Consider the following 18,499-nt stretch of genomic DNA (forward strand, 5'->3'; position numbering starts at 1 on the left):
TCGGCTACATCATAATTACATCAAATGCCGGTTTTGACTACATCATTACTTTCTCACGAATGTTGTAAGGTGCTGGTTATAAGTACGTTTTCTTTCAAGTATGCTTCTTCTGAATAAAACTGTTAAAGATGATGTGGTGGAATACTACTTTAGAGTAAAGGAGTTATCTTTGCTTCATAAACGCAAATGTTGACCGCTATGAAAAGCAAGTCCTATTTTATACTTACCCTTTTGTTATTGCTGTCGGTGCAGTTGAATGCAGGATGGCAACGCCCGGTAACGAACTATACCCGCCATACTTATAAGGCAGGTAATCAAAACTGGATGTTACAGCAACACGATAACGGTTGGATGTATGTGGCCAATAGTAACGGTTTACTCGAATTTGACGGTGCAAGCTGGAATCTTTACCCTATACGTAATGCAAAGGCGCGGGCCATGAGAATAGGGAATGACGGACGGATTTATATCGGTGGAATCGGGTGGTTCGGTTATTTCACTCCAAACAGGCTGGGCGGATTGGACTATACATGCCTTTCGGATAATTTGCCCCCGAATTCAATAGTTGGCGTGATATGGAACATATTGCAGGATAAAGAGAGAATCTATTTCCAATCAGACCGTAGTTTGTTCTACTGGGAAAATAATAAGTTGGAATACTTGGAGTATCCGGGTGAGATTTATACGTCGGCCATTTTATATAATAAGTTCTATATCGGTGCGGCCGAGGGAGTTCTGGTGATGGATGGAAAGAAGTTCAGTTTGGTGCCGGGTTCGGAGATGCTGGGCAGGGTATCGGGACTATTACCCTATAGTGGCAAGATTCTGATAGCCACCCGTTACAACGGCCTTTTTATCTATGATGGCGAGACGGTGCAGAAGTTCAATAGTGTTGCAGATAGCTTTATGCAGCACAATCGTGTGTTTTGTGCTGCTCTTAACCAGTCTTTGCTGGCACTTGGCTCTGTGCAGGATGGGGTTTGTTTGCTTGATTTGGAAAAGGATGAAATGAATGTGATTTCCATTAATAGTGGATTGCAGAACAAAACAGTGCTCAGTATGTCTTTCGATGCGCTGAACAACCTTTGGTTGGGGCTGGATAATGGCATTGACTGTGTACATTTGAGTTCGCCCGTTTCTTCTCTATATGGTAATAAACCGGTCATTGGGTCCGGATATTCTTCTATCGTTTATCAGGGTAAGTTGTATCTGGCTTCCAATCAAGGCCTTTATACAACACTACCATCCACTGAACTGAACAAAGAGATACCGATGACTTTTGTTCCCGGAACCGGTGGACAGATGTGGTCTTTCCTAAACTATGACGGTAAGCTGTTCTGTGCTTCGGACAACGGTGTCTTTGTGATAGACGGCGATAAGATGGAGCATTTGGATGGTATAAAAGGTGTCAGGAGCCTTGTCCCTTTGAACGGTCGCCCGGATGTGCTGATTGCGGGTACTTATGGTAAATATAGTGGGTTGCATTTACTGAAAAAAGTGGCCGGGCGTTGGCAGCCTGCTTTCCGGCTTAAGAATTTCACTTATGCTGCAAAAAGCCTAATGGCTGAAAGTTCGGGTAATGCGTTATGGGTGACAAATAAGGACAGAGGTGTCTGCCGCTTGATTCTGTCGGATGATTTGCAGGAAGTGGTAAGTTTGAAAAAGTATAACCATAGCGCTTTCCCTTCCGGTTATGATATATTTCTGACGCAGGTAAACAGTGAAACAGTTGCAGTGTCACATTACGGGTTGTGGCGCTACAATCAAGCCACGGATAGTCTGGAAGAATATCATGAGTTGGAAAATATGTTGGACGGGAAAGCCGCTTACAGTTATCTCACCATGGATATGGCCCATAATATATGGTACGTTTCAGGTGAAGCTCTCAAGTTGTTGCGCTACGATGCTGTGAAGAATACCTATTCAAAATTGCCTCATGACACATTCTTGAAGGGCTCTTTGATAGAGAACTATGAGCATGTAAATGTATATGACGGGCAAGCTGTGGTGGGAACGGAAGAAGGTTTTTCCCTGGTACGCTTTTCATCGACGGCTGTGGGTAAGGAAAAGCTATCTCTACAGATACGCCGTGTATATCTCACAGGACGACGCGACTCATTGATTTACGGGCGTAGCTATCATTACACAGATTCTCTTGTCACTATTCCCTATAAACACAACTCCCTCCGCATAGAGTATAATGTGAACAGTAACGATGCATCCCAATCGGCTCTTTTTTCCTATCGCTTGAGCGAGGGGAGCGAAAGGGGAGAATGGAACGAGTACAGTGAGAATACTATTAAAGAATTTACGGGTCTGCATGAAGGTAAGTATGTGTTTAGCGTAAAATTGATGACCGATAAAGACCAGGAGTTGGTAATGACTTCGTTCTCATTTGAAATCTTGCCCCCTTGGTATCGCACCTGGTGGAGCTACCTGATATATGCAGTCGCTGTGGGTTTACTACTATATTATATAGCCTATCGCATAGCTGTCAGCCGGAAGCATCTGTTGATGCAAAAAGAGCTGGAGCTCTACAGGCAGAAACAAGAATTCAAGAAAGAGAGTGAATTGAAAGACCAGAAGATTGACTCACTGAAAGAGGAGAACTTGCAGGCAGAGTTAAGCCATAAATCAGAAGAACTAATCCGTACTACCTTGAATATTGTGCGCAAGAATGAGATGCTGATGGGTATCAAGAAAGAAGTATTAGGCATTTCCCATTCCATCAGTGAAGAAAACTTGGTTTCCCTCCGGCGTAAAACACTTCGGCTACTGGGACAGATTGAAACGAATATTGAGCACGATGACGACTTGCAGGCTTTCCAAAGCACCTTTGACTCTGTGTACCACGACTTCTTCAGAAAACTCGAAGAGGCATATCCCGAATTGAACAACAAGGATAAACTGCTCTGTGCATATATCAAGATGAACCTGCTCTCCAAAGAGATAGCTCCCTTGCTGAACATCTCTCTGCGCGGAGTGGAAATCAGCCGTTATCGCCTTCGGAAAAAGCTGGGCCTGGAAGAAGGGGAGAACCTGGCGGAGTTCTTGCAGAGGTTCAATAAGTGATGCGAAGCAGGGGTTGAATACTCCCCGAATCCCCTAAAGGGGAGGTGGATACTTCGTACCTCTGTGTTCAATCCCGCTACGAAATGAGCACAATGATATTTTGATAATTTGTTGTAATTTATCAAGGTTTTGACTGTGTTTTTTGCAACTTCTTGATTATCAGTGTTATTCTGGTGTGCTGCATTCACTATACGACTGAGCCCTATTCACTATACGACTGAATTAGGTTCAGTATGCTACTGTTTCTTGAATCTGTGTTGTTTGTAAATAATGCAGATTGCTATTCGGCTCTTTTCCCGGTTCATAACGGGGCAGAAATGAAGTAAATGATATACCGCAAGGCGCTTGTTGCCTTGTCAACTTGTCCCCTCGTGATACTGACATTTATCTCAAACCCGTTTAGAAATGAACTAATTCAACCCCTAATTCCCATAAGTAACCTACAACATCAACAAACTCTCCGGCCCCATATTGAACAGCAAATCTACAATGCTCAGGTTAGGCAGAAAGCCGTGCTTCTCCTGAAAGACCTGGTAATAGGGTTTGGGAGAAAACTCAGGGTCTTCCAGTCGGAAGTCTTTCTTAGGATGGATGCGTTCGCGGAAATCCGCTTCATTCGGAGTGAATTCAGTCCGGTATTCGGTGGTGCGTGCCATATCGGGCTGTATGTCTATCAGAGAACAGATAAGATGGCAAAGTTCTTCGTTGAAATCGACTAAAAACTCATACTTCTTTTCATAGAAAGGGTGGAAGTCGTCTTTATAATATTCAAAGAAAGGAGTGTGGTTGTAGGCAGATTCAAGCGCATTCCAGTGCAGATGCCGCCAGTTACCGTGGTCGGAGATACGGATATCGCGCATCGGGCATTTTAGGCTATCCGGCTTTACGGTAGGGATGGAAAGTGCCAACTCGCCGTCCGGTGCGGCAATGGTGCAGCGGTTGCGGTAAGTCTGCTTCATATAGTGGTCATGCTGTTCGATGAATACTTTATCGTATGCCAGCAATTTGGTATAATATTCTATGGGAGCCAAATAGGCGGAAGAAAGAAAAACTGTTTTCATCAGTATATTTACGATTAGATGATTTGCGATTTACGATTGAAGCTACTGTTCATTGTTTGTATTTTCATTTTTATTCTTTCATTTGTTTGTCATTCCACTCTTTTCCATATCTTGCCCCATCGGTAACCGCTGAAAGGTCCTGTTCCCTTTTCTTTGGAGAACCAGATGATAGATGCCTTGCCTATGATGTGGTCTTCGGGGACGAAACCGAAAAGACGGGAGTCCGAAAGATTGATGGCATTGTTGGCACTTACCCAGTAGTAGTCTTTGGTAAAATGGCAGTGTTGCACGGGTTTGCCTTCCACATAAAGGGTGTCGTTTTTGATTTCGGCTTGTTTCTTTTCGTGAAGTACCAGGGTGTTTCGCAACAAAGTCTTGTTCCACGGATATACGCGTATGGCTTTGCCTTTGCTGGGGATTATCAGAGGTTTCAACATCTCCATGGAGTCTTCCTTGACAATCGGTTCTATCCAGCAATTCCCGTTCATGGCTTGTTCCAGCAAGTAGTGTTCATAGCGGCTGAAACTACGTATATTCTTTATTGAGTCCTGTCCCAATAGTTGGTTGGGAGCGATGGAAAGGATGGAAAGCAATGAATCCAACTGTTGTTCCCGTTGACTGGGGTAAGAATAAAGAAACTTCTGGTCGGGTGCATTCTTTTCGGAAGGAATCACTGAAAAAAGCGAATCTATCAGCAAGGTATCTCCAGGAGTACCGATGCAACGGCTGATAAAGACTTCCCGTCGGTCAATCACGGGTTCTGAAAGATTGGCAGGATTGTTGAATACAAGAATATCCTCTTTCTGCACCGGACTGTCCGCCCAGCGATGATATCCCCATAACTTCATGAAAGGAAGCCGCAGACCGTAGCTCCACTTGTTTACAAGAATACGTTCACCCTGATACAGTGAGTTCTCCATGCCGGAAGAGGGGATAAGATAGGAAGTTGCCACACAACCCCGAAGCAGCACCACGACGAGTGCCACTCCAACTATTGTGATTGCTATCTTACACCCTTTTTTCATTTAATGCCGTCCACCCACTTGAATATCCGGTTCCAGCGTATCTTACCGTCAAACCAGCCTCGGTCTTTGTCCAGTGACAACCATACTACGATAGGCTTTCCTACGACATGGTCTTCCGGCACAAAGCCCCAGTAACGGGAGTCAGCGGACTTGTCGCGGTTGTCGCCCATCATCCAGTAGTAGTCCATATTGAAGGTATAGGAGTCGGTCTTTTCACCATTGATGTAGATGCCGTCTTCCTTGACTTCCAGTTTGTTGCCTTCATAGGCAACGATGCAGCGTTCGTAGATGGGCAGGTTATCCTCGGTTAGCTTGATGGTGGCACCTTTGGCGGGAATCCAGATTGGACCGTAGTTATTGCGGTCCCATTTGGTGTAAAGGTTCAGCGGATACATCTGTCCCGAGAACTCTCCCGGTTCGATGATAATATTACTGATGAGTTTCTTGTTGCCTGAAAGGGTCTCGTACATCTTTTTGGTAAGCGGAAGATGATAGACCGGTGCCAGTCTTCCTTGGGCATCCCGGCGGTCCAATCCCATTTCAATCAGATTCTCTTCCCAGCCCAGACCGTCGGTCATCAGTGTCTGGTCCTCTTTGCTGATGCCCAGTTCACGGAACATATCATCGGTGATATAAGGTCCCGTTGTCTGTACAAAGTAGTTGAATTGCATTTCTGTAGGGTTCTCAATGGCTTTGCCGTCGATGTATACTTGTCCTTTCTTGATTTGCAACGTATCGCCGGGCAGGCCTACGCAACGTTTTACATAGTTTTCACGACGGTCAACGGGGCGTATGACAATGTCACCGTACATTCTCGGATTGGAACGGATGAGGTTACGTCCGGCATTGTAGTACAAATCATAGACGGTACGTTGCTGCTTGCGTGTCAGGCTGTCCATATTCACCTTGTTGGGATACGCGCGTTTTCCTTCTTCGTAAGCAAGGGTATAGAAGTCTGTCTGCTGGAAGTTGGTGGCTACCGTGTCGCCTGCCGGGAAGTTGAACACCACAATGTCGTTCAGTTTCACTTTGCCGAAGCCCGGTACACGTTTGTATTCCCATTGGGGCCATTCGATGTACGACTTGGTGTTGAATACCGGTAGTGTATGTTGTGCCAGCGGCATGGAAAGCGGCGTATTCGGTACGCGCGGGCCATAGCTCATCTTGCTGACATAAAGGAAATCGCCTACCAACAAGGATTTCTCCAGTGAGGAAGACGGTATCTGGTAATTCTGGAACACATAGATATTTACGAAGTAGACGGCTACCAGCGCAAATACGATGGCATCCACCCAACTCATGATGCTGCGTACGGCAGGATTCTCCGATTTCTTCCAGAACCCCCAGGGTATCTTCTTACTGATGTAGATGTCAAAAATGAAGGGTAGTACAATCAGTCCCAGCCAGCTTTTTACCCAAACCAGAAAGGCAAGGTAGAGCAAGGTGACTATACTGAATTTAATCCATTGGGTGCGTGTTGCTTTTCTCATGATGTTTTAGTCTTTTAAAAATGGAAACAAGTCACTCATTCCCAAAGCACCTTCGTGCTTGGCGGTATATTCGGCAGCAAGGACAGCTCCCAAGGCAAATCCCCTGCGATTCTTGGCATCGTGGGTGATAGTGATGCTGTCGGCTTCGGAGTCGTAGCGGATGCTGTGGATGCCCGGTACTTCTCCTTCGCGGATAGAACTTATGGGTAGCTCATTGGCTGCACATTCCGTAGAGCCCGAAACGGTTCCGTCGGGAGCCTGGAAAGTTCCTTCTATCCATTTGTCCTTACGGTCGAGATTCTCCAGAATACCTTCGGCAAGCGTGATGGCCGTTCCGCTCGGAGCGTCCATCTTGTGGATGTGGTGCGTTTCGCTCATTGTCACATCATAGGCAGGGAATTGGTTCATTATCTTTGCGAGGTACTTGTTGACGGCAGAGAATATGCTTACTCCCAGACTGAAGTTGGACGACCAGAACAGTGTCTTGCCGCCTTCGGTACAAAGTCTCTTCACTTCGTCTCCATGTTCCGCCATCCAGCCCGTACTGCCGGATACCAGTTTGACCCCGGCGCGGAATGCCTTCATATAGTTATTGTATGCAACCATGGGGTTGGTGAACTCTATGGCAACGTCGGCGCTCTTGAAGGCTGCCGATTCAAAGTCTTCCTGATTGTCGACATCGATGATGCTTACAATTTCGTGTCCGCGGCCAAGGGCTATTTTCTCGATTTCCTTGCCCATTTTTCCGTAGCCGATTAATGCGATTTTCATTGTTTCTATCTGTTTTTATTTAGTTTATCAACAAACTATAGGTCGCAAAGATAATCTTTTTCTTACATTTGTGCTCAACATTAACGTCTTGTTAACATGGAACAACTACTGCATTATGTTTGGAAGCACAAAATATTTCCTTTGTCATTGCTCCAGACAACCTCCGGCCGGCCGGTAGAAGTGATAGATCCCGGTTTGCCGAACATGAATGCAGGCCCCGATTTTTTTAATGCCAAACTGAAAATAGACGGTACGCTCTGGGTGGGCAACGTCGAAGTGCATACGCAGGCATCAGACTGGCTGCTCCATAGGCACGACCGTGACAAGGCGTATGATACCGTCATCCTGCACGTGGTGGGCGAATCGAATTGTGATGTGTACCGCACGAACGGTGAGCTGGTTCCCCAGATGGTGCTCACTTGCCCCGACACTGTCCGCTTGCGTTATGAAGAGCTTCGGCAGACAGAGATTTATCCTCCCTGCTATTCCATCCTTGCCTCCCTTCCGAAGCTGACCGTCCACTCCTGGCTGTCCGCTTTGCAGGTAGAGCGTTTTGAGCAGAAAGCATGCGTCATATCCCAGCGGCTCGAACGCTGCAATCATCATTGGGAAGATGTTTTCTTCATTACTCTTGCTCGTAACTTCGGCTTCGGGCTGAATGGGGATGCTTTCGAGGCATGGGCAAACCGCCTTCCATTCCGCGCCGTAGACAAGCATCGGGACAGTCTGTTTCAAGTGGAGGCTTTCTTCCTGGGGCAGGCAGGCCTGCTGGAGGAGGTCTCGGCAGAGGCAGATGATTATTATTTGATACTTCAGAAAGAGTTCCGCTACCTGCAACACAAGTTCGAGCTGCCAGCTCCCATGTCTGTTGAGCAGTGGCGGTTTCTGCGTCTTCGTCCCGATAACTTTCCACATGTACGCCTCGCCCAGCTTGCCTGTCTGTATCACAAGGAGCAGTCGCTCTTCTCGCGTGTTATGGAGGCGGAAACGCTGGAAGCGGTGAAGAAGATACTGACAGCCAGGACTTCCGCGTATTGGGAGGAGCACTTCAACTTCAGAAAGGTTTCACCCCGGAGGGAAAAGCGGGTAGGGGATGGCGCCTTGAATCTGATTGCCATCAATACGGTCATCCCGTTTCTTTATGCTTATGGCCTGCACAAGGCCGATGACGTTTTGTGTGACCGTGCCACCCGTTTCCTTGAATCCTTGAAGGCCGAAAACAATCACGTAACCCGACTTTGGGATGGTGCCGGTTTGCCGGTATCTACCGCTGCCGATTCGCAGGCTCTGCTTCAACTTCAAAAGGAATATTGTGACAAGAAAGACTGCTTGCGTTGCCGGTTTGGTTACGAGTATCTGAAACATAGATGATAATAATTATCGCCCCATAGCCTTAGCATTTTATTACTTTTATATTATCTTTGCGCATTGAAAAATAATCCGAGTATATGAAGGCTATCCGCTTTGTTTTTTGTCTGTTTGCGGCACTCATGCTGACGACTCTCAATGGTCTGGCTGCCGAAGAGGAGGATTTCAAGACATTTCTCCAGAAATTCACGTCCAGTGCTTCATTCCAGTATTCCCGAATCAAGTTTCCTTTGAAGTCTCCCATCGCCCTCTTGAAGGATGACGGTGAGACGGAACAGACTTTTCCCTTCACCCGCGAGAAGTGGGCATTGCTAGACGAAGAAACGCTGAAGGAAGGACGTACTACCGAAGAGGAGGGAGGTACCTATATTTCTCACTTCACTGTCAATGAGCCTGCCCATAAAGAGTTCGAAGCAGGCTATGATGAATCAGAACCTTCCCTTCGTGTGGTCTTTGAACTGACGGATGGCAAGTGGTATGTCACCGACTGCTATAACGACTGGTACAACTTCGATCTCCCTATCAATGAACTGGAAGAAACTATTCAGGCGGTACAAGAGGAAAACAAGGCTTTCGAAGAACTTCATCCCTGATGAAGTAGGGGCAGAAATCCGCCTCAATCATTATTTTATCCTTCTTCTGTACGATTTATGCCCCTCTTTTTCCAAAAAGAGGGGTTTCTTTGTACCGTACTAATACATTGAAATATGCGGTTACAACTTCTTTTGATGCAACTTCTCTTATGTGTCCTCCCCGGTATGGAGATGGGCGCTTCCTGCCGGCTTACCGCCTGGGTCGTGGAGGATTCTTCCGGAAAAGTGGAAATTACATGTATCGGCGATACGATGGATATTGTATCTCCGGACGGGCTGTCCCTTTGGTATAAGGAACGGTTGACGGGAAACTATGAGATTACCTACCGGGTACAAGTGGTGGTTGAGAATGGTAGCTACGACCGTCTCAGCGACTTGAATTGTTTTTGGGGGGCCGATGACCCCCGGCATCCGGATGACTTCTTTGCCCGCAGTGCATGGCGCAACGGCGAGTTCAAGAATTACAATACGCTGGACCTTTACTATGTGGGCTACGGCGGTAATGATAATGGAACTACGCGTTTCCGTGAATACCATGGAGAGTATTATGGAGTGGACGATGCAAAGATTAAACCCATCTTGAAAGAGTATACCGATGCCGCCCACCTTTTGAAGCCCAACCATTGGTATGAAGTTAAAATCCGTGTGGAGAATGGAGCCACCACTTATGCCATGGATGGTGAAGAGCTTTTCAGCTTACCGGTTGCCGATGGCAAAGGAGACGGCTATTTCGCCTTACGGTTGTGGCAGAACCACGTACGTTTTGCAGATTTCCAAGTAGCAAATATCGATAACCTTAAATAAACAGACATGATGCAATTCAGTAAATGGAAAATAGGAGCGATAGCGCTCGTTTGCATGTTGCTGCCGGGCAGTGTACATGCACAAATCGTGAAGAATGAGCGCTTGCTTTCTTTTGAGGAGAAGCAGGTTCCGGCGTTTGTCACTACGGCAGCTGGTTCGCAGTTGGGCATTAGCGACGAACATTATAGGGATGGCGACCACAGTTTGAGCTGGACTTTCGAGCCGGGTGCCGCACTGTCTATCAAAAAAGACTTGAAGTTTGAGAAGAAAGACCCGACGGGGAAAGACACCTATCTTTCGGCTTTCATCGTATGGGTGTACAATGAGCAGGCCCAGGACAAGCAGATTCGGTTCGAGTTCCTGAAGGATGGCAAGGTATGCACCTCTTTTCCTTTTGGCATCAACTTCACCGGTTGGCGCGGAGCATGGGTATGTTATGAACGCGATATGCAAGGCACCCCGGAAGAAGGGATGGACGAAATCCGCATTGTAGCCCCCGACGTGAAAGGGAAACTCTTTTTCGACCATCTGATTACTGCCAGCAAGGTAGATGCCCGCCAGCAGACTGCCGACTTGCAGGTACCGTTTGTAAATAAGGGAACCACCAACCACTGGCTGGTTATCTACGAACACTCCTTGTGGAAACCGGACATCCCTCTAACAGACGTGACCGAGGCGCAGAAGCAGGATATACGGGTTATGGAGAAGCGTTTCCGCGGCATGCTCTACACACCTTCCGCGCTTTCGGACAAGGAGATGCAGTCCATCCGTGAGAAGTATGATTTTTATCGGATTACCTACAAGAACGGCAAGGTAGCAGGACGTCCTATCTATTTCGTACGTCACTCCGAGGCATACGAACGTATGGTACCCGATTGGGACAAAGATATGTTCTCCAGACTGGGGATAGAGATAAGCGACTATTTCAACCTGATGAAACGCGTCGCCATCGCCTACAACAATGCGGAGGATGCGGCGCTGAAACACGAGTTGAAGCAGAAATTCATCGCCATGTACGATAACGCCACCGACCAGGGTATTGCCTACGGCAGTTGCTGGGGGAATATCCACCATTACGGATATAGTATGCGCGGTCTGTTTGTGGCTTATTTCTTGATGAAGGACGTGTTGCGTGAGGCAGGTAAGCTGGAAGAGGCGGTACGTACGCTCAACTGGTATGCCATCACCAATGAGGTATATCCCGAACCTGCCGTCAACGGTATTGATATAGATACGTTCAACACCAAGTTGCAAGGCCGCATAGCCAGCATTCTGATTATGGAGGATACACCGGAGAAACTGCAATACCTGCGTTCCTTCTCCCGTTGGCTGGACAATGGCTGCCTTCCTGCGCCGGGATTGGCCGGTTCTTTCAAGCCGGACGGTGCTTGCTTCCATCATTGCAACAATTATCCTGCCTATGCAGTGGGCGGTCTGGACGGTGCCACTAATATGATTTACTTGCTGAGTGGTACCGAGTTCCGTCTGTCCGAGCAGGCACACGAGACGGTGAAGAAAGTGCTTCTCACCATGCGTTTCTATTGCAATCTGAAGCAATGGTCTCTCTCCATGTCCGGACGCCATCCCAACGGGGGAGGAAGCCTGATACCTATCCAATATGCCACGATGGCCATTGCCGGTACGCCGGATGGCAAGCAGAAGTATGACCCCGAAATGGCTGCTGCCTATCTGCGCCTGGTTGCCTATACAGAAGCTCCGGACAAGAATGCGCCCGACTATCTGCCGAAGGCTTCTACCTGCCACGAATTGGAGATGAAGAAGTTGCTCGAAGCCCAAGGCTTCCGTCCGGAACCCGACCCGCAAGGCAATCTGGCTTTGGGTTACGGTTGTGTATCCGTACAGCGTCGCAGCAACTGGGCTGCCGTAGTACGCGGACATTCCCGTTACCTCTGGGCTGCCGAGCACTATCTCCCCGCCAACTTCTATGGCCGTTATCTGGCACATGGCAGCATGCAGATTCTTACCGGAAAACCCGATGAAATGGTTACTTTTGCCACCAGTGGCTGGCAGGAGGCCGGTTTCGACTGGAATCGTATTCCGGGTGTCACGAGCATTCATTTGCCTTTCGACCAGCTGCGTGCCCGGGTATTGAATGTCGATACCTTCTCCGGCATGGAGGAGATGCTCTATTCCGACGAAGCTTTTGCCGGCGGTTTGTCCCAAGCACATCTGAACGGTAACTTCGGTATGGTGCTGCACGAACATGACAAGTATAACGGTTCTCACCGTGCCCGCAAGTCGTTCCATTTCTTCGACGGCACCATTGTATGCCTCGGTACGGACATCGAAAACCTAAATACCGAATATCCAACGGAAACCACCGTGTTCCAGCTTGCCGCCACCACTCCCGAAACCCGCCGGTACTGGGAGTCCTATCAGAGTGATGGACAGACTTATATAGACCCCAACGGCGTAGGTTATTACATTTCCAAAGCTTCCCGTCCTACTGCCCGATATGAGAAGAACTTCCCGCAAGTGACCGTAGGCGAGCGTAGCACCAAGCCTACTTCCGGCGACTGGGTGTCCTTGACATTGCAACATGGCAAAGCCCCGAAAGGCGCTTCCTACGAATATGCAGTGCTGCCCCACACGGATGCCGCCGCTTTGAAGGCATTCGCCAAGAAACCCACTTACAAGATTCTCCGGCAAGACCGCAACGCCCACATTGTGCGTTCTCCGGCAGACGGTCTTACTTCTTACGTCTTGTTTGAGACTCCGCAGGCTCTGCCCGACGGTGGATTGTTGCAGAAAGCCGATACATCGTGCCTTGTCATGATACGCGAATATAAGGACAAGCTTCTGCTGACTGTTTCCCAGCCCGACTTGGCCTTGTATCGTGGTCCGAGTGACGAGGCTTTCGATAAAGACGGAAAACGTATTGAGCGCAGTATCTATTCACGCCCGTGGACTGACAATGAGAGTCAGGAGATTCCCGTAACCGTTACTTTGAAGGGACAGTGGAAGGTTGCCGAGACGCCCTATTGCAAGGTGTTGTCGGCAGACAAGAATCAGACTGTGCTGCGCTTTACTTGCCGGGATGCTGCAAGCTTAGAGGTAGAGCTAAAGAGGTAGGGAGAGTATAGGTTAGACATTGATACTGAATACCCACAACACCCGGATGTTTTACCCCATAACATCCGGGTGTTGTGCTATAAAACATGGGGATGTTTTGGGGTAATACATCCCCATGTTTTGGGTGAATACATCCGGGTGTTGTGGGTATTCGGTATAGGAGTCTTAGCCTTTCTCTCCTATAGAGAAAGATACTGGAAACGGTTGTTTAATATGTTCCGAGCAGATTGCTTACTGCTGACTGATAGTTTGCCAGTTTGCTGGTCTTATGAATGGTCTTTCTCGCTTTGCGGTCTCCGTCCGGCAATAGGTACTCCCAGAAACTTTTCATTTTCATTAATAGCTGTGCCTCACCGCCTTGCAGTAGCTCTTGATAGGCGTTGAAGACCTCGGTGTGTAGTTGTCCCACTTTTTTCGCCATTTCATCGGAAGAAATCGGGGTTCCTTGCTTGTATTCCAGCGCCAGGGCAGGATTGGCGAGTAGCCCGCGGCCGATGACGATACCTGCCAATCGGGGGAACCGTGTGGTGATAGAACGGATATCATTCGCGGTATGCAGGTCTCCGTTGTAGAACAGAGGGTGGGTGCACTCTTTGTAGAAAGCTTCAAATCCCTCCAGGTCTACCTCTCCTTTGTATTGCTGCTTGCCCAGACGCGGGTGCAGGATGATGTGTGCGAGGGGGAGTTCGTTGAACAGCGGTAGCAGGGCAAGACACTCCTCTGCCTGCTCCCAGCCCAGACGCAGCTTCACGGAGAAACGGATGTCGGGATGTCGGTCGATGGCTTCGGAGAGCAGCGCCTTCACTTCTTCGGGATAGGGCAGCATGCCGCAGCCATTGTGGCGCCGGGCCAGCATCGGAAAAGGACAACCCAGATTGATGTCCGCTTCCTGGTATCCTTTTTCGATGAAAAGGGACATTATGTGCTCCAGCTTGTCCGCATCCGGAGCAATGAGCTGGGGGATGAGGTGCAGGTCCGGGTTGTTGTCCGGCTCAATGTCACGGGCATCTTTCCGCCGGATTTCTCCGTGCTCCATGCGTACGAAAGGAGAGTAATAGGTCTCTATGCCGCCGAATATGCGTGCATGCGCCCGCCGGTAGACGGCATCGGTGTAGCCTTGCAGCGGGGCGAAGTGGATGGGTAATATGTTCTCGTTCATGGCTGCAAAGATACACATTTTTACTTCCGATCTTTGATGGGAATCACCATATTCCAAGAACGGGATGCATTTTCGAATCCTCCGGGCCCGTCCATCGTGGCAAAGAAGATGTAGGCAGGCTTTCCGTCCTCGAAGAGGATGAAGGGGCGTTCCAGTTGTCCTTGCTTCTCCACGCTGCCGTCTTCCCACTCCACAGTGAGCGAGTAGGCTTTCGGGTCTTTGTCCACCGTCCATTGGATGCCGTCTTTGGAATGTGCCATGACGCCTCCGCCCCGTTCGCCAGTAAACTTGGCTACATGGTCTTTGAAGATGGCATGATAACCGTTTGCATCTTTCCAGAGGAAAGGGTCTTCCGCTTCGCCCTGACCGTCTACTTCAAAGATGGGACAGTCATTGTTCAGCACTCGATAAGGGCCTTCTATGGTAGGAGCATAAGCCATTCCGAGGCTCATGGCCGAGTGCAGGTAACCGTTCGTGTAATGTCGCCCCTTGAATATCATCATCACCGAACCGTCTTCTTGAATGATAGGCGAGGGATTTGAGGTCAGAAAACTGTAGAAAGTATTGGGCTTGGTCTTCAAGATGGGCTCGTCCAAGCGTTTCCACGGACCGTAGGGCGAGTCGGCAACGGCCAGTCCCACGCGTTTGTTGGCGCGGGCAACGGTACACCAGGGGCTTTTCAGGGTGAGTTGTTCGTAAGTAGGGTCGGCAAAGGGGTGGGTGGAACCCATATAGATAAGGTAGTATTTCCCGTTCTGCCTCAAAATGCGTGGATTGTGTGTGGAGCGTCCGTCCCAGTATTGCGCACCACGGGCAGGGAGGGCCACTTCGCTGAACCGATAAGGTCCCTGCGGTATCTCGGATACGGCATGTACAATCTCCGAGGCTACCATCCATCCCGGATGGAACGGCAAGCTTTTGGGAAAGCGGGAAACGAACATATGGTACTTGCCGTCATCTCCTTTCACTACCGAACTTCCCCAGGCCCAATAGCCTTCGCACTCGAAAGCTGGTGTACGTGGAGCTTTGTCCAAGTGATGAAACAGTGGGTTTTCCGACTTCTGTTTCAGTTCTACCAGATTGTCCAGCTTCTGGGCAGAAGACGTTATAGCTATGAAAGCGGCAAAGAGAAAAAGCAGATGATGTCTTTTCATGGGGAGTGTTGTTAATAAGGTTATTATGATGAAACAAAGATAGCCAATCTTTTTATGCCTGTTGCCGCACTCAGCCAGTTCCGTACGAAAACTGCATCTGTTTTGTATGATTGCCGTCATTTCTTCCCTCTGCCTTTCATTATATTTGCTGAAAATATAATCGGACATTATACAATAACCAATACGATTCTAATATGCAGAGAAACCTTATTCTGACCATTCTCGGCCTTTGCTTGGCCGCAACCGCTTTTCCGCAGGAGAAGGAAACGCAGTTTGCTTTCAATAATTATCACCGTTACTACAACGAAGCCCGGCAGCGGGGGGATGCAGAGAAGGAGAAGTCCATCAAGGCTTTCCGCGCTTCCTTTGCGCAGCATCCTTACCGTTATCATTCCCTGGACACCCGGTTGAGTGCGCAGGAGTGTCTGGCACAACTCACTGCCGACGGTATCTTTTCTGGTTTAAGGGAGCAGGAAGAGCAATTCCGCAAAGAGAATGCCTTTCAGAAGCCTTACTCCAACCCGCAGGCCGAAATAGGCTTGTTCGTGGCGGATGCCTTCAACCGTATCTGGAAAGTAGCGGATGCCTATCGTAAAGGTGAACTGACAGAAGAGCAGGCCTTGTCCGGTAAAGTGCTGAAGGCAATCTTGCATTACGGCGGTATCGAGGCAGGACGCCCCAATGACGGTCCCCGTTTCCATGCATCTTGCTTTGCCATACCTACGGCAGCGGTCAATACTTATTTCTGCTATCTGAAACAGATGGACGATGCTGAAGGTGGGAAAGGCGGCACATTGCTGCAAGAGGCGTGCGATATGTTGAAAACCATTGCCTTACAAGCTTGGACCCAACCTCTCCGCCACGACGAAACCGATGAGAATGTAGTTTCCATTTCCCGTTTCCGCAACCATGTGTGGTGGGTGGGCGGCAATGCATTGGCCTATCGTTCCCTATTGCCCGTGGCCGCCATGTACCGTTCCATTCCTATGATAGACTTGCTGGCGGAAGTTTGCCAGCGCGGTATCAGTATGACCTCCCAAACTACGTATTCCGATGCTTTCTGGACTGAGGGATTCACTGCCGACGGGGCAGGTTGGGGACATGGAAAGCAATGCCTGATTTGGGGCTATCCCATTGACGGGACTTCCAATGCACTTAAAATGCTGAATATGCTGAAAGGCTCTCCCTGGGCCAAGAATCTGGGCCGGGATAATGTGCAGGCACTTCTTAATTTCCTGCGTGGTGGTGCCTGGTATTATTATAAGGGATATCGCCTTCCTTGCCTGGACCGTGGCTCGTATGTATATAATCCCACAGAGCTTTCCATCCCTTATGCCGGAATGCTGGATAACCTTATCGGCAACTGGATGGACTCTTTCACCCCCGAAGAGCAGCGGGAACTGTTGCAATTGCAGCAAGAGGTGAAGAAGAATCGCATCACGATGGAGACGTATGCTCCGGGCGTCTATTCCGGTACCCGTTGGTTCTTCAACAACGACGACTTGATAAAGAAGACCCCCGACTATCATATCACGATTAATATGGCCTCTGTCCGTTGTGACGGACTGGAGAGTGCCGCCAGTTTTGCTGATGCCTACAATTTCTATCCGACGGATGGAATGACGTTGTTCCAGCGCAGCGGCGATGAGTATTTCCGGATTATGGGCGGTTGGGATGTCACCGCTTCCCCGGGTGTGACTGCACGCGAAGGCATGGACAAACTGGTTCCCGTAGAGAATTGGCGTGGTTATTGCAGCAGGAGTAATTTTGCTGCCGGTGCTACGGATGGCGGGAGTAATGCCGTTGCAGGATATATCTTCGAAAAGATGAACGCTTCTGCGAAAGAGGGTGTGAACGACAAGGGGAACAGTGAGGGTTTGAACGAGGTTCTTTATGGCTTCAAGGCATATAAGTCTTATTTCATTCTGGGAGATTACATGGTAGCTTTGGGTGCGGGCGTAACCAATAAGCGTCCTGAACTGGATGGGGAGATTCGCACCACCATCGACCAGACGGCTTGGACGGATGAAGTTTTCTCGATGAAAAGGGGAAAAATGGAGCTTGTCGCTTCCGGCACTCACTCGCTTTTGTCGGCAGATGGTACTCCCCTCTGGCTGGTGCAGAAAGGTAAGTTTGCCTATCGGATACTTCCTGAGTATACCCGTGAAGCATTTGTTACTTGCGAGACTCGTCCCACAGATTGGGTGAAGCGGAACAAGGTGAATGAAAAGAAACAAGGCTTGCCCTCAGAAGCCAGAATCCTCCGTCTGTGGGCAAATCATGGACAGCGTCCGGTTGATGATACCTATGGCTATGTGGTTTATGCAGGCCGGCAGATACCATCGGATGAACTGCCGTTCCGGGTATTGCAGAACGATACCCTGGTGCAGGCGGTCTGCTCTATGGATGGAAAGGTGGTGGAAGCCGTCTTGTATCCCGGCAATAAAGGTTTGCAGGCAGAAGGTTTGTCTCTTTCCGCTTCTGCCCTGTGTGCGGTGCTGATAAGGGAAGAAGCAGGGGAGATTGTGGTTTCTGTCACCGATGCTTGCATGAATGCGGCTCTGAAAGGGATTCGGATTGTTCTCAATGGAAGGGAAATCAAAGTACCTATGCCGCAGAGGATGTTTTGTGGAAAACCGGGGGTAATACGTGTGGATAGAATGACAAATCAATGATATAGATTCTTTTATTGATTACTTTCTGGGCCTATATCGGTCTACTCACTACTTTTGTTTCTACACAAAAGTTTCAAAATGAATAATATCTGTCGCGATGTCAGGCTCTAATGGTATATTGGGAATAGTGTGATATAGTTGCTTTTGACGTTCAAGACCATTCCTTATTTGGTTGGATGTCTTTGGGGCAGTATTCATTGTATTGATAAATAAAAGGGAGGAACCTCACGGCCC

12 protein-coding genes are annotated in these 18,499 nt (G+C 48.7%); 6 read left to right on the forward strand and 6 right to left on the reverse strand.

Translation table 11 applies throughout. The annotated features are described in order from the left end of the window. Positions 1-186 precede the first annotated feature (186 nt). The gene (locus tag DW896_RS14095) at positions 187-3,072 is read left to right on the forward strand and encodes a hypothetical protein (RefSeq protein WP_035447626.1); all 2,886 of its coding nucleotides are present in this window, start codon (positions 187-189) and stop codon (positions 3,070-3,072) included. 440 nt (positions 3,073-3,512) lie between these two features. Here the strand turns inward: DW896_RS14095 and DW896_RS14100 are convergent, their stop codons facing one another. The 4 genes from DW896_RS14100 to dapB form a co-directional block, all read right to left on the reverse strand. Beyond that, on the reverse strand, positions 3,513-4,133 hold the full coding sequence (locus DW896_RS14100) for a WbqC family protein (protein ID WP_119993372.1): 621 nt from the start codon (positions 4,131-4,133) through the stop codon (positions 3,513-3,515). Between the two features lie 89 nt (positions 4,134-4,222). Continuing rightward, the gene (gene lepB / locus DW896_RS14105) at positions 4,223-5,158 is read right to left on the reverse strand and encodes a signal peptidase I (RefSeq protein ID WP_117703735.1); all 936 of its coding nucleotides are present in this window, start codon (positions 5,156-5,158) and stop codon (positions 4,223-4,225) included. After that, on the reverse strand, positions 5,155-6,648 hold the full coding sequence (gene lepB, locus DW896_RS14110) for a signal peptidase I (protein WP_119993374.1): 1,494 nt from the start codon (positions 6,646-6,648) through the stop codon (positions 5,155-5,157). Before lepB (DW896_RS14110) ends, lepB (DW896_RS14105) begins: the two co-directional genes overlap by 4 nt. A gap of 6 nt (positions 6,649-6,654) precedes the next feature. After that, positions 6,655-7,419, reverse strand: coding sequence for a 4-hydroxy-tetrahydrodipicolinate reductase (gene dapB / locus DW896_RS14115; RefSeq protein ID WP_005833852.1), 765 nt, complete (start codon positions 7,417-7,419; stop codon positions 6,655-6,657). Positions 7,420-7,515: 96 nt separating this feature from the next. On the opposite strand from dapB, the gene DW896_RS14120 reads away from it, so the two are divergent. From DW896_RS14120 to DW896_RS14135, 4 genes are all read left to right on the forward strand, one after another. Next, entirely contained in the window at positions 7,516-8,790 is a 1,275-nt protein-coding gene (locus DW896_RS14120; RefSeq protein WP_119993376.1) for a DUF2851 family protein, read from the forward strand. 77 nt (positions 8,791-8,867) lie between these two features. Continuing rightward, positions 8,868-9,380 (forward strand): hypothetical protein, encoded by a 513-nt coding sequence (locus tag DW896_RS14125; protein WP_005826053.1) that lies wholly within the window; start codon positions 8,868-8,870, stop codon positions 9,378-9,380. 114 nt (positions 9,381-9,494) lie between these two features. Continuing rightward, positions 9,495-10,184 carry a DUF6250 domain-containing protein gene (locus tag DW896_RS14130; RefSeq protein ID WP_005826049.1) on the forward strand — a complete coding sequence of 230 codons (690 nt, stop codon included), beginning with the start codon at positions 9,495-9,497 and terminating at the stop codon, positions 10,182-10,184. 6 nt (positions 10,185-10,190) lie between these two features. Beyond that, positions 10,191-13,277 (forward strand): chondroitinase family polysaccharide lyase, encoded by a 3,087-nt coding sequence (locus DW896_RS14135; RefSeq protein ID WP_008662106.1) that lies wholly within the window; start codon positions 10,191-10,193, stop codon positions 13,275-13,277. A gap of 208 nt (positions 13,278-13,485) precedes the next feature. Here DW896_RS14135 and DW896_RS14140 read toward each other — a convergent pair whose 3' ends face one another. Together DW896_RS14140 and DW896_RS14145 are read right to left on the reverse strand one after the other, a co-directional pair. Next, entirely contained in the window at positions 13,486-14,454 is a 969-nt protein-coding gene (locus tag DW896_RS14140) for a tRNA-dihydrouridine synthase family protein (protein ID WP_005826046.1), read from the reverse strand. A gap of 2 nt (positions 14,455-14,456) precedes the next feature. Then, on the reverse strand, positions 14,457-15,590 hold the full coding sequence (locus tag DW896_RS14145) for a glycoside hydrolase family protein (RefSeq protein ID WP_008662105.1): 1,134 nt from the start codon (positions 15,588-15,590) through the stop codon (positions 14,457-14,459). 194 nt (positions 15,591-15,784) lie between these two features. Between DW896_RS14145 and DW896_RS14150 the strand changes: the two genes are divergently transcribed. Beyond that, positions 15,785-18,265, forward strand: coding sequence for a polysaccharide lyase family 8 super-sandwich domain-containing protein (locus DW896_RS14150; protein WP_119993379.1), 2,481 nt, complete (start codon positions 15,785-15,787; stop codon positions 18,263-18,265). The last annotated feature ends 234 nt before the right edge of the window (positions 18,266-18,499 follow it).

This window comes from Bacteroides sp. AM41-16, from assembly GCF_003603495.1.
In the GTDB taxonomy this organism is placed as follows: domain Bacteria; phylum Bacteroidota; class Bacteroidia; order Bacteroidales; family Bacteroidaceae; genus Bacteroides; species Bacteroides uniformis.